The organism is Kitasatospora sp. NPDC096077, from assembly GCF_040303245.1.
Lineage (GTDB): Bacteria > Actinomycetota > Actinomycetes > Streptomycetales > Streptomycetaceae > Kitasatospora.
In genome coordinates this window covers 13,424-35,758 of sequence record NZ_JBEOSV010000016.1, presented here as the reverse complement: position 1 = coordinate 35,758, position 22,335 = coordinate 13,424, and the positions used below count along the sequence as shown (strand labels likewise).

The 22,335-nt window shown below is 73.9% G+C and carries 18 protein-coding genes; 6 read left to right on the top strand and 12 right to left on the bottom strand.

The annotated features are described in order from the left end of the window. Positions 1-206: 206 nt before the first annotated feature. The 5 genes from ABTZ03_RS16500 (at position 207) to ABTZ03_RS16480 (ending at position 5,417) form a co-directional block, all read left to right on the top strand. Positions 207-980, top strand: a complete 774-nt coding sequence (locus ABTZ03_RS16500; protein WP_350513655.1) for an amino acid ABC transporter ATP-binding protein — start codon at positions 207-209, stop codon at positions 978-980. A gap of 120 nt (positions 981-1,100) precedes the next feature. Then, on the top strand, positions 1,101-2,003 hold the full coding sequence (locus ABTZ03_RS16495) for a glutamate ABC transporter substrate-binding protein (RefSeq protein ID WP_350513654.1): 903 nt from the start codon (positions 1,101-1,103) through the stop codon (positions 2,001-2,003). Between the two features lie 56 nt (positions 2,004-2,059). Then, the gene (locus tag ABTZ03_RS16490) at positions 2,060-2,710 is read left to right on the top strand and encodes an amino acid ABC transporter permease (RefSeq protein ID WP_350513653.1); all 651 of its coding nucleotides are present in this window, start codon (positions 2,060-2,062) and stop codon (positions 2,708-2,710) included. Next, positions 2,707-3,555 (top strand): amino acid ABC transporter permease, encoded by an 849-nt coding sequence (locus ABTZ03_RS16485; RefSeq protein ID WP_350513652.1) that lies wholly within the window; start codon positions 2,707-2,709, stop codon positions 3,553-3,555. Before ABTZ03_RS16490 ends, ABTZ03_RS16485 begins: the two co-directional genes overlap by 4 nt. 122 nt (positions 3,556-3,677) lie before the next feature. Continuing rightward, positions 3,678-5,417, top strand: a complete 1,740-nt coding sequence (locus ABTZ03_RS16480) for an FAD-dependent monooxygenase (RefSeq protein WP_350513651.1) — start codon at positions 3,678-3,680, stop codon at positions 5,415-5,417. A gap of 28 nt (positions 5,418-5,445) precedes the next feature. On the opposite strand, the gene rny is transcribed toward ABTZ03_RS16480, so the two are convergent. The 6 genes from rny to ABTZ03_RS16450 form a co-directional block, all read right to left on the bottom strand. Next, positions 5,446-6,918 carry a ribonuclease Y gene (rny, locus tag ABTZ03_RS16475; protein WP_350513650.1) on the bottom strand — a complete coding sequence of 491 codons (1,473 nt, stop codon included), beginning with the start codon at positions 6,916-6,918 and terminating at the stop codon, positions 5,446-5,448. A gap of 132 nt (positions 6,919-7,050) precedes the next feature. Then, positions 7,051-8,118, bottom strand: coding sequence for a regulatory protein RecX (locus tag ABTZ03_RS16470; protein WP_350513649.1), 1,068 nt, complete (start codon positions 8,116-8,118; stop codon positions 7,051-7,053). Positions 8,119-8,122: 4 nt separating this feature from the next. Then, positions 8,123-9,238, bottom strand: coding sequence for a recombinase RecA (recA, locus tag ABTZ03_RS16465; protein ID WP_350513648.1), 1,116 nt, complete (start codon positions 9,236-9,238; stop codon positions 8,123-8,125). A gap of 209 nt (positions 9,239-9,447) precedes the next feature. Further along, positions 9,448-10,671: an AI-2E family transporter gene (locus ABTZ03_RS16460; RefSeq protein ID WP_502894487.1), complete on the bottom strand. Its 1,224-nt coding sequence runs from the start codon at positions 10,669-10,671 to the stop codon at positions 9,448-9,450. Positions 10,672-10,696: 25 nt separating this feature from the next. After that, a complete protein-coding gene (locus ABTZ03_RS16455; protein ID WP_350513647.1) occupies positions 10,697-10,891 on the bottom strand; it encodes a DUF3046 domain-containing protein in 195 nt (64 codons plus the stop codon). Between the two features lie 57 nt (positions 10,892-10,948). Next, positions 10,949-12,487: a S8 family serine peptidase gene (locus ABTZ03_RS16450; RefSeq protein WP_350513646.1), complete on the bottom strand. Its 1,539-nt coding sequence runs from the start codon at positions 12,485-12,487 to the stop codon at positions 10,949-10,951. 289 nt (positions 12,488-12,776) lie between these two features. On the opposite strand from ABTZ03_RS16450, the gene ABTZ03_RS16445 reads away from it, so the two are divergent. Then, positions 12,777-17,516, top strand: coding sequence for an ATP-dependent helicase (locus tag ABTZ03_RS16445; protein ID WP_350513645.1), 4,740 nt, complete (start codon positions 12,777-12,779; stop codon positions 17,514-17,516). A gap of 83 nt (positions 17,517-17,599) precedes the next feature. Here the strand turns inward: ABTZ03_RS16445 and ABTZ03_RS16440 are convergent, their stop codons facing one another. From ABTZ03_RS16440 to ABTZ03_RS16415, 6 genes are all read right to left on the bottom strand, one after another. Then, the gene (locus ABTZ03_RS16440; RefSeq protein WP_350513644.1) at positions 17,600-17,890 is read right to left on the bottom strand and encodes a hypothetical protein; all 291 of its coding nucleotides are present in this window, start codon (positions 17,888-17,890) and stop codon (positions 17,600-17,602) included. Between the two features lie 57 nt (positions 17,891-17,947). After that, positions 17,948-18,316, bottom strand: a complete 369-nt coding sequence (locus ABTZ03_RS16435; RefSeq protein WP_030290911.1) for a helix-turn-helix domain-containing protein — start codon at positions 18,314-18,316, stop codon at positions 17,948-17,950. A gap of 316 nt (positions 18,317-18,632) precedes the next feature. Then, positions 18,633-19,109, bottom strand: coding sequence for a CinA family protein (locus ABTZ03_RS16430; RefSeq protein ID WP_350513643.1), 477 nt, complete (start codon positions 19,107-19,109; stop codon positions 18,633-18,635). Positions 19,110-19,129: 20 nt separating this feature from the next. Further along, entirely contained in the window at positions 19,130-19,768 is a 639-nt protein-coding gene (pgsA, locus tag ABTZ03_RS16425; RefSeq protein WP_350513642.1) for a CDP-diacylglycerol--glycerol-3-phosphate 3-phosphatidyltransferase, read from the bottom strand. Further along, complete coding sequence (rimO, locus tag ABTZ03_RS16420; RefSeq protein WP_350513641.1) at positions 19,765-21,255, bottom strand: 30S ribosomal protein S12 methylthiotransferase RimO; 1,491 nt, start codon at positions 21,253-21,255, stop codon at positions 19,765-19,767. Before rimO ends, pgsA begins: the two co-directional genes overlap by 4 nt. Before the next feature lie 97 nt (positions 21,256-21,352). Further along, positions 21,353-22,213 (bottom strand): helix-turn-helix domain-containing protein, encoded by an 861-nt coding sequence (locus ABTZ03_RS16415; RefSeq protein ID WP_350513640.1) that lies wholly within the window; start codon positions 22,211-22,213, stop codon positions 21,353-21,355. Positions 22,214-22,335: the final 122 nt, after the last annotated feature.

Sequence of the window (22,335 nt, the reverse complement as noted above, 5' to 3'; positions counted from 1 at the left end):
CGTGGCCGTTTCGTGATGCTCAAGTTCCGCTCAGATCGGCTGACGGGGCCCGGTCAGCGCTCCTATGGTCACCCCACCAGGGGCCGCGGCTCCGCCGGTCGCGGCCCCCGGATTCGCACCACCACTGCCCGCCAAGGGAGTTGGGCCTTCCGGTCCGGTGCTGGCGGGTGGTATTCGACAGTTCGACACAGAGGGAGCCAGGCGCGATGACCGAAAGCCCGGTCGAGGACTACACCCCCGCAGCCGCCCCGCTGGTCGTGCTGAGCAAGGTCAACAAGCACTTCGGGGCGCTGCACGTGCTCCAGGACATCGACCTGGAGATCGAGCAGGGCGAGGTGGTCGTGCTGATCGGCCCGTCCGGGTCCGGCAAGTCCACGCTCTGCCGCACCATCAACCGGCTGGAGACGATCGACTCCGGCACGATCACCCTGTCCGGCCGCCCGCTGCCCGCCGAGGGCCGGGAGCTGGCCAAGCTCCGCGCCGAGGTCGGCATGGTGTTCCAGGGCTTCAACCTGTTCGCGCACAAGACCGTGCTGGAGAACGTGGTCCTGGCCCAGGTCAAGGTGCGCAAGGTGGTCCGTTCGCACGCCGAGAAGACCGCCCGTGAACTGCTGGACCGGGTCGGCGTCGGCGCCCAGGCGGACAAGTTCCCGGCCCAGCTCTCCGGTGGCCAGCAGCAGCGGGTGGCGATCGCCCGCGCGCTGGCGATGAAGCCGAAGGTGATGCTCTTCGACGAGCCGACCTCGGCACTCGACCCGGAGATGGTCAACGAGGTGCTGGAGGTCATGCGCCAACTGGCCGCCGACGGCATGACGATGGTCGTGGTCACCCACGAGATGGGCTTCGCCCGCTCCGCCGCCAACCGGGTGCTGTTCATGGCCGACGGGAAGATCGTCGAGCAGAACACCCCGGACGCCTTCTTCACCGCGCCGCGCTCCGAGCGCGCCAAGGACTTCCTCTCGAAGATCCTCCACCACTGACGCTTCGAGACCCGCGGGTCCACGGCCGGCGACCACGCCGGCCGGCCCTGCCCCGTGCACGACTTCCAGACGCCAGAGCCCGGTTGACGCCGCGGCCCAGCCCCCAGGAGAACAACCCTCATGAGGACTTCCCGCACCCTCGCCGTGGCGCTCTGCGCCGTCGCGCTCACCGCCACCGCCGCCTGCGGCAAGGACGGCACGCCCGCCTCCAACGCGGCGAGCGCCAGCAACGCCCCGGCGCTGCCGACCTACACGGTCAAGACCGACGTCAAGGTCGACTCCCCGGTCATCGCCGAGGCCAAGAAGCGCGGCCAGCTGATCATCGGCGCCAAGGCCGACCAGCCGAACCTCGGCTGGGAGGACGTCGCCAGCGGCGACCGCAGCGGCTTCGACATCGAGATCGCCAAGATGGTCGCCGCCGACCTCGGCTTCACCCCGCAGCAGATCAAGTGGCAGACCCTGGTCTCCTCGCAGCGCGAGCCGGCCATCGCCAAGGGCCAGATCGACTTCTACGTCGGCACCTACAGCATCAACGACGAGCGCAAGAAGACCGTCTCCTTCGCCGGCCCGTACTACATCGCCGGCCAGGACTTCCTGGTGAAGAGCGACAACACCTCGATCACCGGCCCGGAGAGCATCAGCGGCAAGAACATCTGCACCGCCACCGGCTCGACCTCGATCCAGAACATCAAGCAGTACAACCCGAAGATCACCCAGTTCGACACCTACTCGGCCTGCGTCGAGAAGCTGATGTCGGGCGAGGTCGACGCGGTCACCACCGACGACGCGATCCTCAAGGGCTACGCCTCCAAGTACGCCCCCAAGCTCAAGGTGGTCGGCAAGCCGTTCACCAAGGAGAACTACGGCGTCGGCCTGAACAAGGACGACAAGGTGCTGCGCGACGCGATCAGCGACGCCCTCAAGGCCCACGAGGACAACGGCGACTGGAAGAAGGCCTACGACGCGACCCTGGGCGCGTCCGGCTCGGCCGCCCCGGCGATCCCGACCCTCGACCGCTACTGATCCCCTTCCCGCTCCCGACCGACCGTTCCGACCATCTGTGAGAGGAGGGCCGCCGGATGGGGTTCCTGTTCGAGCAGGACAACTTCGCGTTGTTCCGCGACGGCTTCCTGCAGACGCTCGAACTGAGCGCACTGAGCTCGCTGCTCGCCCTGCTGCTGGGCACCCTGCTGGCGGCCTTCCGGGTCTCCCCGGTACCGGCCCTGCGCGCCTTCGGCACCGTCTGGGTGACGCTGTTCCGCAACACCCCGCTGACCCTGCTGTTCTTCGCCGTCACCTTCGGCCTGCCGCCGCTCGGTGTGCACTTCAGCTACCTCACCTTCGCGGTGCTGGCGCTCGGCGGCTACACCGCCTCGTTCGTCTGCGAGGTGATCCGCTCCGGCATCAACACCGTGCCGCTCGGCCAGGCGGAGGCGGCCCGCAGCCTCGGCATGAACTTCTTCCAGACCGTCACCCTGGTCGTCCTGCCGCAGGCCGCCCGGACCGTGCTGGCGCCGATGAGCAGCGTGTTCATCGCGCTGCCGAGGAACTCGGCGATCGCCGGCGCGTTCAGCGTCGCCGAGCTGTACAGCGCCCAGCAGACCTTCTCCGAGCGCGGCTACTCGATCTTCTCGATCTTCTTCTGGGTGGCCTGCGCCTACCTGCTGATCAGCGCGACGGTCGCCACCCTCTTCCGCTTCCTGGAATCCCGACTGGCGGTGGCCCGATGAAGTTCTTCAACCGCCCGGCGACGGCCAGTGTCCTCTACGACACCCCCGGCCCGAACGCCCGAGCCCGCTACCGCCTCTTCGGCGCGCTCTCGGTCCTCGGCATCGCCGGACTGCTCTGGTACGTGATCTCCGCGCTCGCCGACAACGGCCAGTTCGACCCCGACCTGTGGGACGCGTTCCAGTACAACTACGTCCAGCAGATGATCCTGGACGGCCTGCTGGCCACCCTGAAGGCCTTCGGCCTGGCGGCGGTCTTCTCGCTCACCCTGGGCTCGCTGCTGGCCGCCGGGCAGCTGTCCGACCACCGGCCGGTCCGCTGGGTCTGCACCTCGGTCGTCCAGTTCTTCCGGGCGATGCCGCTGCTGATCCTGATCGTCGCGCTCTACTACGCGTTCTTCGCCAAGAACCCGATGTGGGCCCTGGTGCTCGGCCTCACCCTCTACAACGGTGCGGTCCAGGCCGAGATCATCCGCAGCGGCGTCAACGCCGTCCCGCGCGGCCAGGGCGAGGCGGCGTACGCCCTCGGGATGCGCAAGACCCAGGTGATGTCCGGCATCCTGGTGCCGCAGGCCGTCCGCTCGATGCTGCCGTCGATGATCGGTCAGCTGGTGGTCACCCTCAAGGACACCTCGCTGGGCTTCGTCATCACGTACAACGAGCTGCTCTTCATGGGCAAGAAGATCGCCAGCCAGCCGCTGAACGCCGCGGGCTTCCCGTACATCCCCGTGGTCCTGGTGATCGCGCCGATCTACATCATCCTGTGCCTCCTGCTGACCGCGCTCGCGCGGTGGATCGAAGCACGTGGCCGTCGCGGCGCGAACCGGCGCACTTCAGCTGCTGCTTGACGGACACCCAGGCGAACTGTTGCATTGCTCTTCGTGACACCTCCCGGGAGCATCCACGCGGCATATGCGGCAGCGGTAACTGACGCCGGCCCATGGTCCGGTTCGTGCCCGGAGGTCCCCGCATGGATCCGGTGATCGTGGTCGGGGCCGGACCGGTCGGTCTGGCCCTAGCCCTCGCACTCGCCCGGCACGAGGTGCCGACCGTCGTCCTGGACGAGGGCTCCGGGCTCTGCCCCGAGGGCCCCCGGAGCGTCGTCCTCGGCGCCGACACGGCCGCCTTCCTGACCCGGATCGGCTACTCCCGGGCCGTCTCCGACTCGGCGCTGTGGGACTCCTTCGCGGTCTGGCGCCGCCGCCAGGAGGTGCTGCGGATCGACCTCACCGACTCGCCGACCTTCCACCTCCCCCAGCACCGCCTCCAGCGCGGCCTGCGCGACGCCCTCACCGGCACCCCGCTGGTCCGGCTGGTCCCGCTGAACCGGGTCGTCGAGCTGGAACAGGACCGCGACGGGGTCAGCGTCCGCACCCACGGCACCCAGGACGGCTCCGCCACCTGGTGGCGCGGCAGCCACCTGGTCGGCTGCGACGGCGCCCGGTCCAGCGTCCGCAAACTGCTGAAGATCCGCTTCCCCGGCCGCCCGGCGGTCGACCGCAACGCCATCGCCACCGTCCGGGTCGACCTGCCCTTCGACGGCGCCCGGCTGCACCGCGAGCCCCCCTGGCGCGGCGACCGCGAGGCCTCCGCCCGCCCGCTGCCGGACGGCGTCTGGCGGCTCGACTGGCGGCTGCCCCCCGGCCGGCCCGCCCCCACCGAACCGGTCGACCCGCACGCCACCTGGCCCGGCATCGTCACCGGCGACACCCTGCTCACCCGGGTCACCGCCACCCTCACCGGCTGGTGCGGCGAACTCCCCCGCTACGAGCTGCTCGCCGCCGCCGACCACACCGCCCAGCAGCGCCTGGCCGCCCGCTTCCGCAGCGGCCGCTGCTTCCTGGCCGGCGACGCCGCCCACCTGCACGGCGCGCTCGGCATGCAGAACCTCGCCGACGGGCTGCGCGACGCCGACAACCTGGCCTGGCGGCTCGCCCTCGCCTGGCACCTCCACTCCGGCGGCCCGCAGCCCGGCGGCTCGCTGCTGGACGGCTACGAGGCCGAGCGGCGCGGCGCGGTCGGCGCCCGGCTGCGCTCCGTCGACCAGTCCATGCCGCTGCTGCGCCCGCTGCGGGGCTGGCAGCAGACCCGCCGCTCGCTGCTGGTCGGCGGCTTCCGCAAGCACGCCCCGCTGCTCGCCGACGGCCAGCTGGGCACCGGCCGCTTCGGCGGCGCGCCCGCCTACCCGGCGGCGCCCTCCGGCGTCCCCGGCCGGGTGCCGGTGCAGCGCGGCGCGCGCAGCACCACCTCGCTCAGCGAGCTGCTGCCCGCCACCGCCCCCGGCGTGCTCGTCCCGGACCTTCCGGTGCTCGCCGACGACGGCACCCCGGACCACCTGCACGCCCGGCTCGGAGCCACCTTCCTGCTGCTGCTGGTCGCCCCCGGCACCGCCGTCTGGTCGGCCGAGCACTGGCTGGGGGCCGGCCTGATGCCCCGGCTCGCCGAGGTCGCCGCCGCGCTGCCGGTGCCGGCCGAGGTGCTGGTCACCGAGGAGTACCCGGGCGCCGGGCCGCACACCGTGCTGCTGATCCGGCCGGACGGCCACCTGGTCGGCGTCACCCAGGGCGCCGCCGCCGAGGACCTCCTGGTGCTCGCCGACCGCGCCCGCGGCGGCCCGGCCCCGCTCGCCGGCAGCCCCGAACCCGGGGCCGAGATCGAGGACGAGGCCGTCCCGGAACCCGCCGCCCAGCAGGTCGACTCGGCCGGCTGACGAGGCCCAGGGGCGTCTCCGGGACGCCCTACCCCGCGACCGCCGTGGCCCGGCTCTCCCGCACCACCGTCACCCGGATCTGGCCCGGGTAGGTCAGCTCCGCCGAGACCTGGCGGGCCACCTCACGGGCGATCAGCTCCGCCCCGAGGTCGTCCACGGCCTCCGGCCGCACCATCACCCGCACCTCGCGCCCGGCCTGCATCGCGTACACCTCGGCCACCCCGGTGTGCGAGCGCGCGATCTCCTCCAGCCGGGCCAGCCGCCGCACGTACAGCTCCATCGACTCCTTGCGCGCCCCCGGCCGGCCGCCCGAACAGGCGTCCGCGGCCTGGGTCAGCACCGCCGTCACGGTCCGCGGCTCCACCTCGCCGTGGTGCGCGGCGATCGCGTGCACCACCTCGGGGGACTCCCCGTGCCGCCGGGCGAAGTCCGCGCCGACCGCCGCGTGGCTGCCCTCCGCCTCGTGGGTGAGCGCCTTGCCGATGTCGTGCAGCAGCGCCGCCCGGCGCACCGGCTCCGGGTCCACCCCCAGCTCGGCGGCCATCATCCCGGCCAGGTGCGCGGACTCCAGCAGGTGCCCGAGCACGTTCTGCCCGTAGGAGGCGCGGTACCGCAGCGAGCCCAGGGTGCGGACCAGGTCGGGGTGCATTCCGCCGATCCGGGCGTCCAACAGGGCGTCCTCGCCGACCCGGACACAGCGCTGCTCGACCTCGGCCCGGCTGCGCTCGTGGACGTGCTCGATCCGGCTCGGCTGGATCCGGCCGTCCTCGACCAGCTGCTCCAGGGTGAGCCGGGCGGCCTCCCGGCGGACCGGGTCGAAGCAGGACAACTGCACCGCGGCGGGCGTGTCGTCGACGATCAGGTTGACGCCGGTGACCGCCTCGAAGGCCCGGATGTTGCGGCCCTCGCGGCCGATGATCCGGCCCTTCATCTCCTCACCCGGCAGCCGGAAGAGGGTCACGGCGGTCTCCGCGGTCTGCTCCGACGCCAGCCGCTGGATCGCCCCGGCGAGGATCTCCCGGGCCCGCTGCTCGCCCTCCTCCTTGGCACCGCGCTCGATCTCCCGGACCGTGACGGCCGCCTCCCGCCGGGCCGACTCCTCGGCCTCGCGCAGCAGTTGGGCGTGCGCCTGCTCGGCGGAGAGCCCGGCGGCACGCTCCAGGGCCGCCGCCCGGCGGGCCGCCAGCGCCTCGACCTCGCCCCGGGACCGCTCCAACTCCGCCGACCGCTCGGCCAGTTCGTCCTCCCGCTGGCGCAGTCGGCGCAGCTCCTCGGCCACGCTCTCCTCGCGCCGGGCGAGTTCGTCCCGCTGTCGGCCGGCCTGCTCCTCGGCCCACCGACGGGACCGCTCGGCCTCGGCCAGCGCCTCCCGCTGCGCGGCCCGCAGTCGCCTGACCGTCAGGACGGCCAGCACCGCGAGCACCAGCAGGACGGCTGCCGCCGCCCCGGCGATCGGAACCAGGAGGGAGTCAGCCGTGCCGGTGCCCGCCGAGATCCTCATGCGCCCCACTCCCAGTCCTCGCGCGGGCGTGCCTGCGCGGGAGCGGCCGCACGCTGAGTGCGAGGCTAGGTGCGGGTCACGAAAGGGTCAAGGCCAGACCAGGAGCGGACCAAGGAACCGTCAGGCTCCCCCTCACTCCCAGCCGCTCCCGGACGGTCCTCCGGCCTCCTCCTCCAGCGCACCGCGCACCACCCGGAAGGCGAGGCCCTCGGAGTAGCCGCGCCGGGCCAGCATGGCGACCAGCCGACGGGTGCGGACCTGGGGGTCCAGCCCCCGGGTGGACCGCAGCTTGCGCTCGACCAGCGCCCGGGCGGCGTCCGTCTCGTCGTCGTGGTCGACCTGGAGGAGCGCCTGCTCGACCAGGTCGACGGCCACGCCCTTGGTGCGCAGCTCCTGGGCGAGCGCCCGCCGGGACAGTCCCCGGACGGCGTGCCGGGACTCCACCCACGCCTCGGCGAAGGCCGCGTCGTCGATCAGCCCGACCTCCTCCAGCCGGCCGAGCACCTGTTCGGCGACGTCCTCCGGGATCTCCCGCTTGCGCAGGGCGTCGGCGAGCTGTTTGCGGCTCTTGGCGGCACCGGTGAGCAGCCGCAGGCAGATGTCCCGGGCGCGACTCTCCGGATCCGCTTCCTCCTCGGCGCGCTTGCGGGGGGCGCGGCCCGTGCCCTCGTCGTCCTCGCCCGGCGGACCCTCCCCGGTACGGGCGCCCCCGCGGCCGCTCCGGCGCGGACGGGCGGGCGAGGCGGCCGCACCCCCGTGACCGGCCGCCCCGGCTCCGCTCCACCCGCCGATCGCCGGCGGCGGGCCGCCCTCGGTGTCCGCCTCCTCGGCCGCCAGCGCCGTACGGCGCCGACGGCGGCCGGTGGGCAGTTCGGAGGCGGAGAGCAGGCCGAGCTCCCCGATCGACGGCTCCGGCTCGAAGACCGGGCCGGACGCCGCGCCGCGCGCCGCCCGGCCCGGGGCCTGGTCGGGCTCCGGCTCGGGACCGGTTGCCCACTGGGTGGTGGCCGCGCGCCCCTTGCCGGAGCGCGAGTTGCCGGAGCGCGAGCGCGCCCGCGAGCGGAGCGCCGACGGTCGCGGTGCCGGCTCCGGCTCTCCTTCCGGCTCCGGCTCCGCGCCCGCGGCGAACCAGTCCGGCGGGCCGAAGTCGTCGTCCTCGGGGCCCGCCGGACCGCCGCCCACCATGTCGTGCTGCGTCAACGGCTCAGGCCTTGGCAGCCGCCGTCTTCTTCGCCGCGGCCGTCTTGGCGGCGGTCGCGGTGATCGGCTTGGCCGCGGCGTCGGCGGCGGCGGCCTCCGGCTCACCGGCGGCGGGCTCCTCGGTCTTCGGGCCGATGCCGAGCTTGCCCTTGATCTTCCGCTCGATCTCGTCGGCGAGCTGCGGGTTGTCCCGCAGGAAGTTGCGGGCGTTCTCCTTGCCCTGGCCGAGCTGGTCGCCCTCGTAGGTGTACCAGGCGCCGGACTTGCGGATGAAGCCGTGCTCGACGCCCATGTCGATCAGGCCGCCCTCGCGGCTGATGCCGATGCCGTAGAGGATGTCGAACTCGGCCTGCTTGAACGGCGCGGCGACCTTGTTCTTGACGACCTTGACGCGGGTGCGGTTACCGACCGCCTCGGTGCCGTCCTTCAGGGTCTCGATCCGGCGGATGTCCAGGCGGACCGAGGCGTAGAACTTCAGCGCCCGGCCACCCGTCGTGGTCTCCGGCGAACCGAACATCACGCCGATCTTCTCGCGCAGCTGGTTGATGAAGATCGCGGTGGTGTTCGACTGGTTCAGCGCACCGGCGATCTTGCGCAGCGCCTGGCTCATCAGTCGGGCCTGCAGACCGACGTGCGAGTCGCCCATCTCGCCCTCGATCTCGGCGCGCGGGACGAGGGCCGCGACCGAGTCGATGATCACCAGGTCGATCGCGCCGGAGCGGATCAGCATGTCGGTGATCTCCAGGGCCTGCTCACCGGTGTCCGGCTGGCTGACCAGCAGGGCGTCGGTGTCCACGCCGAGCTTCTTGGCGTACTCCGGGTCGAGCGCGTGCTCCGCGTCGACGAAGGCGACCGTACCGCCGGCCCGCTGGGCGTTGGCGGCCAGGTGCAGGGTCAGGGTGGTCTTTCCGGAGGACTCGGGGCCGTAGATCTCGACCACTCGGCCGCGCGGGATGCCGCCGACCCCGAGGGCGACGTCCAGGGCGGTCGACCCGGTGGAGATCACCTCGACCGGCTCGTTGGCCTTCTCGCCGAGGCGCATCACCGAGCCCTTGCCGAACTGCCGCTCGATCTGGGCGAGCGCGGTTTCCAGGGCCTTCTCGCGGTCCGTACCTGCCATGACTTTTTCCCTCGGGTTCTGTGCTGTGCGCTTCATCGTCATCGACGCTAGCGCGTCCCACTGACAAACGAGCCCCACCCGGCTCGGCCTGTGGAAAACTCCTCGCCGGAGAGTACAAAAGAACACCTGTTCGATTCAAGCCCCGCAGCTCCCGAACACGCCGCGGGGCGGGTGGTGGGCCATCGCCCTCCACCCGCCCCGCGGACCGGTCACTCCCCCTCGCCGCCGACCATCCGGCGCAACCGCCGCGCCGCCTCCCGGCGCAGCGCCCGCCGGGCCCGCCGCTGCTCCCCCCGGTCGATCCGCGGGTCGGTGGCCACCTCGTACCGCCGCACGTACGTCCCGACGAAGCCCTGCAGGGTCGCCGCCGCCGGGATCGCGATCAGCGCGCCCACCGCCCCCAGCAGCGCCGCGCCCGCGATCACCGCACCGAAGGCCACCGCCGGGTGCACGTCCACCGTCCGGGCGGTGATCCTCGGGTGCAGCAGGTAGTTCTCGATCTGCTGGTAGACCACCGTGAAGATCAGCACCCAGAGCGCGTCCACCGGCTGCACGGTGAGCGCCACCAGCACCGGCAGCGCGCCCGCCAGGTACGTCCCGATGGTCGGCACGAACTGCGACATGACGCCGACCCAGATCGCCAGCGCCGCCGAGTACGGCAGGTCGATCAGCACGAACATCACCCAGTGCCCGGCCGCCGACACCACCGCCAGCACCGCCCGGGAGTACAGGTAGCCGCCGGTCTTGGCGAGCGCGATCTCCCAGGCCCGCAGCACCTCGCCCTGCTTGGCGGGCGGCAGCAGCGAACAGACCGTCCGGCGCACCCGCGGGCCCTCGGCGGTGAAGTAGAAGGTGAACAGCCCGACCGTGAAGGTCTGGAACAGCCCCCCGATCAGCGTGGAGGACACCCCCCACACGTTGTCCGCGGCCTGCTGGGCGTAGCCCTCGATCGTGCCGGAGTCCTTCAGCAGCCGCTTCTGCAGCTCGCCCAGCGAGAGGTCCTGATGGAAGGTCCGGTTCACCCAGCCGATCAGGTTGTCGACCAGGTGCGGCATGTCCCCGGCGATCTTCCCCACCTGATCCACCAACAGCGTGCCGAGCGCCGCCAGGAACCCGACCACCGCGACCCCGACCGCGACGAACACCAGGAAGGTGCCCACCCCCCGGCGCACCCCCCGCGCCGCCATCCGGTCCACCGCCGGCTCCAGCGCCAGCGACATGAAGAAGGCCACCAGCAGCATCACGAAGAGGTCGATCAGCTGCCGGAACGCCCAGTCGGCCAGCTGGAACAGCCCCACCAGCACCAGGAACAGCACCATCGCCCGGGGCAGCCAGGGCGGCATCCCGCCCCACAGCAGCCCGCCGCCCGTCCGCCCCCGCCCGTCGGCCCGCGCCGCCTCGTCCGGGCCCTTCCGCTCTTCGCTCACAGTCACCCGAACAGTCTGTCCCACCGGACGCTCAACGCAGTTGCGCGGAAACCCCCTGGGTCTCGCAGACCACCCGCCAGACGTCCTTGGCCTCCCACCCCGCGTCCAGCGCCTGGCGCACCGTCCGCCCGCCCAACCCGCTCATCACGTGGTCGGACGCGAAGGACTCCGCGTACGCCTCCCCGAAGTGCGCGTACATCCGTCGCCAGAACTCGGTCAGCCTCATGCCCCCAGTATCCCGGACCCACGCCCCACCACCCCGGTCGCGCGCCCACCCCCACCCTCACCGGGGCAGCACCACCTCCCCCGCCCCGAACACCCGCCGGTCCCCGCACCCCCCGGCCCCCGCCGGACAGGCCCCCGCCGCCGTCACCGCCAACAGCTCGGCCAACCGCGCCGACCCGAAGTCCGGATGCAGCGCCGCCGCCACCGCCACCGCCCCCGTCACGTGCGCCGCCGCCATCGAGGTGCCCGCGAGCACCGCGTACTGCCCGCCCGGCCAGTCCGAGACGATCGCCCCCTGCGCCCCCGCGTCCGGATCCCCGCCCGGGGCCGCCAGCGAGACCAGGCCGCGCCCGTAGTTGGTGTACGAGGACGGGCGCCCGTCCCGGTTGACGGCCGTGACGGTGACGACGCCGGGCAGCTGGCCGGGAAGGCGGATGCACTCGGCGCCCAGGTAGCGCGTCGTGGCCGGCCCGGAGACCCGGTCGTTGGGGCTGCGCCCGTCGGTCCGGGCGGCGCCCAGGTCCTGGCCGTCGTTGCCGGCCGAGGCGACCACCACCGCGCCCTTGCGCTGGGCGTACCCGACGGCCCGGCCGACGGCGGCGATCAGTGCCGCCTGGTCGCGGTCCTCGGGACAGTTGTACTTCCACGGGTCGGCGAAGTAGCTGTCGTTGATCGCCTTGGCCCCGTGGTCGGCCGCCCAGAGCATCCCGCAGACGATGTTCTCCGCGTAGTACTGCCCGAGCGGCCCGAGCAGTCGGACGGCGGCGATCCGCACCCCGGGAGCGACCCCGGTGACGCCCTGGCCGTCCCGGCCCCCCGCGCCGATGATCCCGGCCACGTGGGTCCCGTGCCCGCTCTCCGCCACCCCGGGGTCGGGCCGCCAGGAGCCGGTCCGGGCGTCCGGGCGTCCGTCCGCGCAGGAGGCCGAGGCCTTCGGGTCGACGGCCGCCCGCAGGTCCGGATGGGTGTCGTCGACACCCGAGTCCAGCACCGCCACCAGCACCCTGCGCATCGCCTCGGCACTCGGCGCGCCCCCGGTGGCGTCACCGGGCCGTCCCGTTCCGGCGTGCACCGCCGCGAGGTTCCAGGCCCCGCCCTCCCCCGGGTCCGGCACCGTGACCGTCCCGCCGTCCCGCCCGTCCGAGGCCCTCCGCGCCACCCCCTCCACACTGCCCCGGTCGCCCTCCTCCGCACCGCCGCGAACCTCCACCCCCTCGGACCCCTCCGAACTCCCTCGGCCGCGCCCGCGTCCCGCCGCGAAGTCCCCGGCCCCGTCCACCGCCCGCGGCGGCCCCACCACCGGCGTCGTCCGGGTCGCCCCGACCGCGGCGATCCCGGGCCGGGCCCGCACCTTGTCGGCGAAGCCGTCGGTCGCGTACGCCAGCACCGCCCCGATCTGCGGGTACTCCTGCACCACCCGCCCGCCCGCCGCCCGGCTCTCCGCCCCGGCCCGGGCGGCCCCCGCGGCGTCCTCCTGCGCGGCCAGCACCAGGTAGCTGAGGTACGCCCGCCCGGGCCCGGTCCCGTACGGCACCGCGCCGCCGAGCACCAGCGCCGTGAGCAGCATCGCGAACAGCACCCCGACCGGCCCGCGCACCCCGCGCCGCCGCACCGCACGCCCGCACCCGGGGCCGCGCCCACACCCACGGTCACGGACGGACCCACCGGACCGGTGCGCCTGCGCCATCCCACGCCCTCCGCTCGTCGGTCCGGTGCGGCCGCAGCCGCACTCCCACGGCCACGGTCCCGGTCACGGTTTGATCACGCGCCCGATTCATCACCATATGAGCGGTTCATCATTCCCGCCCCCGCAACGCCACCCGCAACGCCACCACCCCCACCCCACCCCCGTCCCACTTGTCAGTCCCACCCGGCACCATGGGGGCATGGCGCCCCCGCACCCGACCCCACCCGCCGACACCCCCCGGCCGGACGACCCGCTGGCCGGCTTCGCCCCGGCCACCCGGGCCTGGTTCACCGGCGCCTTCCCCGCCCCCACCACCGCCCAGGCCGAGGCCTGGCACGCCATCGGGCAGGACACCGACGTCCTGGTGGTCGCCCCCACCGGTTCCGGCAAGACGCTCGCCGCCTTCCTCTCCGCCCTCGACCGGCTCAGCAGCACCCCGCCCCCCGCCGAGCCCAAGCACCGCTGCCGGGTGCTCTACGTCTCCCCGCTCAAGGCCCTCGCGGTGGACGTCGAGCGCAACCTCCGCGCCCCGCTGACCGGCCTGCGCCAGGCCGCCGTCCGGCTGGGCCTGCCCGAGCCCGAGGTCCAGGTCGCGATCCGCTCCGGCGACACCCCCGCCGCCGACCGCCGCCGCTTCGCGACCCACCCGCCGGACATCCTGATCACCACCCCCGAGTCGCTCTTCCTGCTGCTCACCTCCGCCTCCCGGGAGGCCCTGCGCGGGGTGGACACGGTGATCCTGGACGAGGTGCACGCGGTCGCCGGCACCAAGCGCGGCGCCCACCTGGCGCTCAGCCTGGAGCGGCTGGACGAACTGCTGGACCGCCCGGCCCGCCGGATCGGCCTGTCGGCGACCGTCCGCCCGGTCGAGGAGGTGGCCCGCTTCCTCAGCCCCCGGCGCGGGGCGACGGTCATCCAGCCCATCGCCGCCAAGGAGTTCGACCTCTCGGTGGTCGTCCCCGTCCCCGACCTGGACGACCTGCCCGCCGCCCCGGCCACCGGCGGCGCCGCCGGCTCCGACCCGCAGCGTCAGGCCTCGATCTGGCCGCACGTCGAGGAGCGGATCGTCGACCTGGTCGAGGCGCACCGCTCGACCATCGTCTTCGCCAACTCCCGCCGCCTGGCCGAGCGCCTGTGCAACCGGCTGAACGAGATCGCGTACGAGCGCGCCACCGGCACCGCCGTCCCCGAGGCGCACGCCCCGGCCGAGCTGATGGGCGGTTCGGGCGCGGCCAAGGGCGCGCCCCCGGTGATCGCCCGGGCCCACCACGGCTCCGTCTCCAAGGAGCAGCGCTCCCTGGTCGAGGAGGACCTGAAGGCCGGCCGGCTGCCCGCCGTGGTCGCCACCTCCAGCCTGGAGCTGGGCATCGACATGGGCGCGGTCGAACTCGTCGTCCAGGTCGAGTCCCCGCCCTCGGTGGCCTCCGGCCTGCAGCGGGTCGGCCGGGCCGGACACCAGGTCGGCGCCGTCTCCACCGGTGTCTTCTTCCCCAAGTACCGCGGGGACCTGGTGCAGTCCGCCGTGGTCACCGAGCGGATGCGGGCGGGCCGGATCGAGGCGCTGCGGATCCCGCGCAACCCGCTGGACGTCCTGGCCCAGCAGCTGGTCGCGATGACGGCGCTGGACGCCTGGCCGGTGGACGAACTGCTCACCGTGGTCCGGCGCGCCGCACCCTTCGCGACCCTCCCGCAGTCCGCCTTCGACGCCGTGCTGGACATGCTGGCCGGCCGCTACCCCTCGGACGCCTTCGCCGAGTTGCGCCCCCGGGTGGTCTGGGACCGGGTGGCCGGCACGGTGACCGGCCGCCCCGGCGCCCAGCGGCTGGCCGTCACCTCCGGCGGCACCATCCCGGACCGCGGCCTGTTCGGCGTCTTCATCGCCGGCAGCACCGGGTCGGACGCCAAGACGGGCGGGAAGGCCGGCGGCGGGCGACGGGTGGGTGAGCTCGACGAGGAGATGGTCTACGAGTCCCGCGTCGGCGACGTGTTCACCCTCGGCACCACCTCCTGGCGGATCGAGGAGATCACCCACGACAAGGTGCTGGTCACCCCCGCCCCCGGGGTCCCCGGCCGACTCCCGTTCTGGAAGGGCGACACCCTCGGCCGCCCGCTCGAACTCGGCCGCGCCCTCGGCGCGTTCACCCGCGAACTGGGCACCCTCCAGCCCGCCGAGGCCACCGAGCGGCTGAAGCGGGCCGGCCTGGACGACTGGGCCGCCGCCAACCTGCTGGACTACCTGGCCGAGCAGCGCACCGCCTGCGGCCACCTCCCCGACGACCGCACCATCGTGGTCGAGCGCTTCCGGGACGAGCTCGGCGACTGGCGGATCGTCATCCACTCCCCCTTCGGCGCCCAGGTGCACGCCCCCTGGGCACTCGCCCTCGGCGCCCGGCTGCGCGAGAAGCACGGCCTGGACCCGCAGGTGATGCACGCCGACGACGGCATCGTGCTCCGCCTCCCGGACGCCGACCTGCTGTCCCCCGACTTCGACTTCAGCAGCCCCTCCCCGCAGCAGGGTTCCGACGAGGCCCCGGTCGGCGCCGACGCCGCCCTGTTCGCGGCCGACGAGATCGAGCAGCTGGTCACCGACCAGGTCGGCGGCTCCGCCCTGTTCGCCTCCCGCTTCCGCGAGTGCGCCGGCCGGGCCCTGCTGCTGCCGCGCCGCAACCCCGGCCGCCGCACCCCGCTCTGGCAGCAGCGCCAGCGCGCCGCCCAACTGCTCGAAGTCGCCTCCGAGTACGGCTCGTTCCCGATCGTCCTGGAGGCCGTCCGGGAGTGCCTCCAGGACGTCTTCGACGTCCCCGGACTGGTCGAGCTGATGGGGGACCTCGAATCCCGGGCCGTCCGCCTGGTCGAGGTCACCACCCCCGAGCCGTCCCCCTTCGCCCGGTCCCTCCTGTTCGGCTACGTCGCCCAGTTCTTGTACGAGGGCGACTCCCCGCTCGCCGAGCGCCGCGCCGCCGCGCTCTCCCTCGACTCCCGCCTGCTGTCCGAACTCCTCGGCCAGGCCGAGCTGAGCGAACTGCTCGACCCCCAGGTGCTCGCCGAACTGGAGGCCGAGCTCCAACGCCTCACCCCCGAACGCCGGATCAAGGACGCCGAGGGCGTCGCCGACGCGCTGCGCCTGCTCGGCCCGCTCACCGAGGCCGAGTTGACGGCCCGCGGCGCCGAGCCGCTCCGGGCGCTGGAGTTGGAGGCCGCCCGCCGGGTGATCCAGGTCCGGATCGCCGGTGAGCAGCGCTGGGCCGCGATCGAGGACGCCGGACGGCTGCGCGACGCACTCGGCACCCCGTTGCCGGTCGGCGTCCCCGAGGCCTTCACCGAGCCGGTCAAGGACCCGCTGGGCGACCTGCTGGCCCGGCACGCCCGCACCCACGGCCCGTTCACCGCCGCCGAGGTCGGCGCCCGCTACGGCCTCGGCACCGCCGTGGTCACCGGCACCCTGCAACGGCTCACCGCGGCCGGCCGCCTGGTCCAGGGCCAGTTCAGGCCCGCCGGCCACACCGACCCCGAGTGGCACACCGCCCCCGAGTGGTGCGACACCGAGGTGCTGCGTCGACTGCGCCGCCGCTCACTGGCCGCCCTGCGCCAGGAGGTGGAGCCCGTCCCGCCGCGCGCCCTGGCCGCCTTCCTCCCCCAGTGGCAGCACCTGGCCGGCCATCGGTTGCGCGGCCCGGACGGCCTGCTCCGGGTGGTCGAACAGCTCCAGGGCACCGCGCTGCCCGCCTCCGCGCTGGAGAAGCTGATCCTCCCGGCCCGGCTCGCCGACTACTCCCCCGGCCTGCTGGACGAGCTGATGGCGGCCGGCGAGATCGGCTGGTGCGGCGCCGGCGCGCTGCCCGGCAAGGACGGCTGGCTCAGCCTGCACCTGGCCGAGAACGCCCACCTGCTGCGCCCGGAGCCCGTCCCGCCCGCCCTCACCCCGCTGCACAGCGCCCTGCTGCAGGCGCTGGCCGGCGGCTACGGCCTGTTCTTCCGCCAACTCCTCCAGCAGCTGCCGGAGGAGACGCCGGAGCCGGAGGCCGTCGAAGCGCTCTGGGACCTGGTCTGGGCCGGTTACGTCAGCAATGACACGCTCGCCCCGATGCGCGCCCTGCTCGGTTCCGGCCGGACGGCCGGCGCCACCGCCCACCGAGCGCCGCGGGCCACCCCGCGCGGCCGCTACGGCGGCGCGGGCCGCGCCTTCGGCCGGGCCGGCGGGGCACTGCGCAGCGGCCCGCCGACGGTGGCCGGGCGGTGGTCGCTGCTGCCCGCCTTCGCCGCCGATCCGACGGTCCGGGCCACCACCCGGGCGCAGAGCCTGCTGGACCGGCACGGTCTGCTGACCAGGGGCGCGGTGGCGGCCGAACGGGTGCCCGGCGGTTTCGCCGGGGTGTACCGGGTGCTCGCCGCCATGGAGGAGCGCGGCCGGGCCCGCCGGGGCTACTTCGTCGAGGGCCTGGGCGGCGCCCAGTTCGCCATGGAGGGCGCGGCCGACCGGCTGCGCTCGGTCAACGGCCGGCTGGAGCGGGCCCGGGCCGCCGAGTGGCCGGCCCCGCCGTCGGCCGAGCCGCCGCAGCTGCTGGTGCTGGCCGCCGCCGATCCGGCGAACGCCTACGGCGCCGCGCTGCCCTGGCCCGAGCCGCCCACCGCCCCGGACGCCAAGGAGGCCAGGGCGCACCGCCCGGGCCGCAAGGCCGGCGCCCTGGTGGTGCTGGTGGACGGCGAGCTGGTGCTGTACGTGGAGCGCGGCGGCAAGTCCCTGCTGGCCTGGGCGCAGGACGACGCGGTGCTGGCCCCGGCCGCCGGGGCGCTGGCCGGGGCGGTCCGGGCGGGGGCGCTCGGCAGCGTCACGGTCGAACGGGCCAACGGTGAGCCCGCGCTGGGCTCGGAGCTGGGCCGCGCGCTGGAGGAGGCCGGCTTCCACGCCACCCCGCGCGGTCTGCGGCTGCGGCCGTAGGGCCCGTCCCGCCGCTCCGGGACGGCCCCGGAAAGCCCGGAGGCCGCGGAGTCGTCGACTCCGCGGCCTCCGGCCACGTCGATTCACCCGATCGGTGGCGGCGGTGCCTCCGCCCGGCCCACGGCCGCCGTACGGCGGCGGACCGGTCCGGTGGCGTTCCGGTCGGCGTGGACCGGAATGAGACCGAGCCCCCAGCCGCCGGCCGCCAACAGCCCCAGCACGGCGCCGTCGGACAGCTGCCCGCGCAGGGCCACCAGCCACCAGCCGAGCCCGGCCGCCAGGACCACCAGGACCCAACGGGCCGGCCAGGGCACCGACCGTCGCACCCACAGCCGTATTCGGGCCACCGCGCGCACCGTCGCGACTCTTCGCACGACCGCCCTCCTCCGCTCGCCCCGGGCATCGGAGGCGCCCGGGTGTCGAGGCCGGATTCAGGCGGCGACCACGTCCATGGCGGCGGCCTTGGGCGACATGTTCGCCCGGTCGGCGCCGGGGGCGGGCAGCGGAACCGGTTCGAGTACCGGCCTCAGCAGATCACCTTCGGAGAGGGTGGCCATCGCCGCAAGTTCGGCGAGCGACAGTTCGTCGCTGACCTCGCGCATGACCTCGGACATCCGGACGTCGAGTGCGTCGCAGATGGCGGAGAGCAGCTCCGAGGAGGCCTCCTTCTGTCCCCGCTCGACCTCGGAGAGGTATCCGAGCGAAACCCGTGCGGCCGCCGACACCTCGCGGAGTGTGCGGCCCTGGCGCTGGCGCTGCCGACGCAGTACATCGCCCAGTAGGCGACGGAGCAGGATCATCGGTGCCTCCCTCCTCGGACTGCGGATCGAGATGTCACGACCCCACCGTACCGCCTTGCCCGCTTCGCGTGCGGGGACCCTGGTCGTGTTCACTCTGGGCTGCAAGGCCGTCCCCCTCCTTGTTCCGGTGTCGTACCCGGGTTCGCGGGCCCCTCGTGGTACCCGACCTGGCCCACCCGGCCACCGTCACGCAACTCGTTCGCCACCTGGTTTCTGCCCAACCAGGCCGTTGGATGTAACACGATCCTCCAGCCGTGCCATACCCGCACGGCAGTTCGGCGGATCCCGGCCCGGTGGAGAATCCGGCCGCGGACCGCTAGCGGGCGAGCCGACCGGCGAGCAGTTCCAGTGCGGCGGTCACCGCCCCGTGACGGATTGTGGCACGAGCGCCCGACAGCAGGGGCGAACTGACCAGAGTTCCGCCCGGGCCCGCGACCGCCAGGTGTACCGTGCCCACCGGCTGCCCGTCCTGCGGCTCCGGACCGGCCACCCCGGTCGTCGCGAGCCCGTAGGTGGCGCCCAGCAACCCGCGCACGCCCTCGGCCATCTGTCGGGCCACCACCGGGTGGACCGGACCGTACACGTCCAGGAGCCCCTCGTCCACACCGAGCACCGAGGCCTTCAGCTCGGTCGCGTACGCGGTGACCGAGCCGCGGAAGGTCGCGGACGCCCCGGGGACGTCCACCAGTGCGGCCGCCAGCAGCCCCCCGGTCAGCGACTCGGCGACGGCCAGCGTGCCGCCCTCGGCCCGCAGCGCGGCGTGCACCCGTTCGGCCAGCCCGTAGTCCGTCACCGAGGCTCCCCCGTCCGTTCCTACCGGTCCGCGCGCTCCGCGGCCGTGCCCTCGCGGCGCAGTCGCACCGCCTGTCCGATGTAGTCGAGCGCGGTCCCGACGGTCAGCAGCACCGCCAGGCCCATCAGGCAGGCCCGCCCGGTGGCCAGCCAGCCGGTCAGCGGCAGCACGTACATGCCGACCGCGGTGCCCTGGGTGAGCGTCTTGAGCTTGCCGCCGCGGCTGGCCGGGATGACCCCGTAGCGGATCACCCAGAACCGCATCAGCGTGATGCCGAGCTCACGGGCCAGGATCACCACGGTGACCCACCAGGGCAGGTCGCCGAGCACCGAGAGGCCGATCAGCGCGGCGCCCATGATCGCCTTGTCGGCGATCGGGTCGGCGATCTTCCCGAAGTCGGTGACCAGGCCCTTGCGGCGGGCGAGCTCACCGTCGAACAGGTCGGTGATCATCGCGATCGCGAACGAGGCCCAGGCGACCGCGCGCCACTTCGGGTTGTGCCCGTCGTCGGCGAACAGCAGGGCCACGAAGACCGGCACCAGCAGCACCCGGACCATGGTGAGCACGTTGGCGATGTTCCAGATGCCCGGTGCCGTCGGCAGGGCGGCCGCCGGTCTGCCCGGGTGGGCCGCGGCCGGGGCGCCGGGCCCCTTGGTCATTCCCCGGCTCCGGGAGCCCGACGGACCCGCACCTGCTCCTGCGCCTCGGCGATCAGGTCGACGCCCTCGCTGGCCACCACGGTGGCCCGCCAGAACTGCCCGACCTGCGGGTCCTCGACCCCGTGCAGGGTGGTCAGGCCGTCGGTCTCCGGGGCCTGGTGCGCGGCCCGGCCCTCGACCACGCCGTCCTCGATCGACTCGATCAGCACCTCGACCTCGGTGCCGATCCGCTGCTCGGCCCGCTGGGCGGTCATCTCCTCGGCGAGCCGGCTCAGCCGCGCCAGCCGGTCGGCGACCACGTCCTCGGGCAGCTTGCCGTCGTAGGTCGCCGCCTCGGTGCCGTCCTCGTCGGAGTAGCCGAAGACGCCGATCGCGTCCAGCCCGGCGTGGGTGACGAAGCGCTCCAGCTCGGCGAAGTCCTCCTCGGTCTCACCGGGGAAGCCGACGATGAAGTTGGACCGGGCACCGGCCTGCGGGGCCTTGTCCCGGATGGTGCCCAGCAGCTGGAGGAACTGGTCGGTGGAGCCGAAGCGGCGCATCCGGCGCAGCACGGCGGGCGCCGAGTGCTGGAAGGACAGGTCGAAGTAGGGCACCACGTCGGCGGTGCCGGTCATCGCGTCGATCAGGCCAGGGCGCATCTCGGCGGGCTGCAGGTAGGAGACCCGCACCCGCTCGACGCCCTCGATCGTGGAGATCTCGCCGAGCAGCGTCTCCAGCAGCCGGATGTCGCCGAGGTCCTTGCCGTACGAGGTGTTGTTCTCGCTGACCAGGACGACCTCGCGGACGCCCTGCCCGGCCAGCCACTGGGACTCCTGCAGCACGTCGGAGGGGCGGCGGGAGATGAAGGAGCCGCGGAAGGCGGGGATGGCGCAGAAGGAGCAGCGCCGGTCGCAGCCGGAGGCGAGCTTGACCGAGGCGACCGGGTTGTCGTCCAGCCGCTTGCGCAGGGTGCGCGGGCCGGAGGCCGGGGCGAGGCCCTCGGGCAGGTCGGCGATCGGCTCGGCGGCGGCCTCGGCGCCGTGGCCGGGCAGCGCGACGGCCTCGGCGGCGGACTGCCGCTCGGCCGGGCTGATCGGCAGCAGCTTGCGGCGGTCGCGCGGGATGTGCGGGGCGTGGTGGCCGCCGGAGAGGATGGTCTGCAGGCGGTCGGAGATGTCGGCGTAGTCGTCGAAGCCGAGCACCCCGTCGGCCTCGGGCAGCGCGTCGGCGAGCTCCTTGCCGTACCGCTCGGCCATGCAGCCGACGGCGACGACGGCCTGGGTGCGGGAGTGCCCCTTGAGGTCGTTGGCCTCCAGCAGGGCGTCGACGGAGTCCTTCTTGGCGGCCTCGACGAAGCCACAGGTGTTGACGACGGCGACATCGGCCTCGGCGGCATCGTCGACGAGCAACCAGCCGTCGGCTTCCAGTCGCCCGGCGAGTTCCTCGGAGTCCACCTCGTTGCGGGCGCATCCGAGCGTGACAAGGGCGACAGTACGGCGTTCAGGCATAGGGCCAAGATTAACGCGCGGCCTCCGGTGCCGTTCGCCCCGGAGGCCGCGTGCCTTCGATCAGCTGATCATCGACGGCCCTCGGCGGGCCCTGTGGTCAGCCAGCCTGCGGGTCTCCGGGGGTGTACGTGACGTGCACCACCTGGCCGTCCTTGCCCAGGACACCGAGGTCCTTGCCGTTGACGTACGCGTGCACGGCCCCGCCGTTGCCGAGCACCAGCTTGATCTGCTTGGGGTCGGTGAAGGTCTGGTCCTGGCCGTCGCTGATGTTGTTCTGGAACAGCGACTTCCCGCTGCCGTCCGTCGCCGAGACCCAGCTGGTGCCCTCGGCGACCAGCTTCACGGTGACCTTGTCGGCCGGGACGGCGGCGATCGCCGCCGCGCTCGGCGCGGGGGCCGGCGGCTGGACGGCCGGGGTGGCCGGGGCGACCGAGCCGGTGCCGGAGCCGCTGGGCAGCGGCGCGCTGGCGGTGCCGGAGCCGGTGTGCCCGCTCTTGCCGCTCACCAGGTTGAAACCGATCAGCGCGACCACCGCGACGATCGCGGCGACCATGGCCGCCGCCCAGTTCGGCCGGCTGCGGGCGGGCACCTTGATCGGGCCGCTGTCGATCAGCTGGGTGGCCGGGCTCCTGGAGGCCGGCGAGCCGCCGTGCGCGGCGTCGTAGCGGGCGACCAGCGCCTCGCCGTCGGCGCCGACCGCCTGGGCGATCGCGCGGATGTGCCCGCGGGCGTAGAAGTCGCCGCCGCACCGGTCGAAGTCGTCCTCCTCGATGGCATGGACGATCGGCACCCGGACCCGGGTGGCGGTACTCACCTGGTCCACCGTGAGTCCCGCCTCGATCCGGGCGGCGGACAGCACCCGGCCGATGCTCGGGGCATCGGCCGCCTGCACCGCGTCGTCGGTCGGCTCGACGGACGACGGGGCGTTCTCGCGGTCGGAGGACTTGCCGATGGTCACGGGGCACGCCTTTCGAGCGGATGGCCACCTGCTGGAGAACAGTCTAGGGGCGTGGGCGGATCGTTTCTCAAGCGGAACGGGCCCGAATGCGCGTGCCCGTTCCGGCCGGGGTCCGGCCCCCG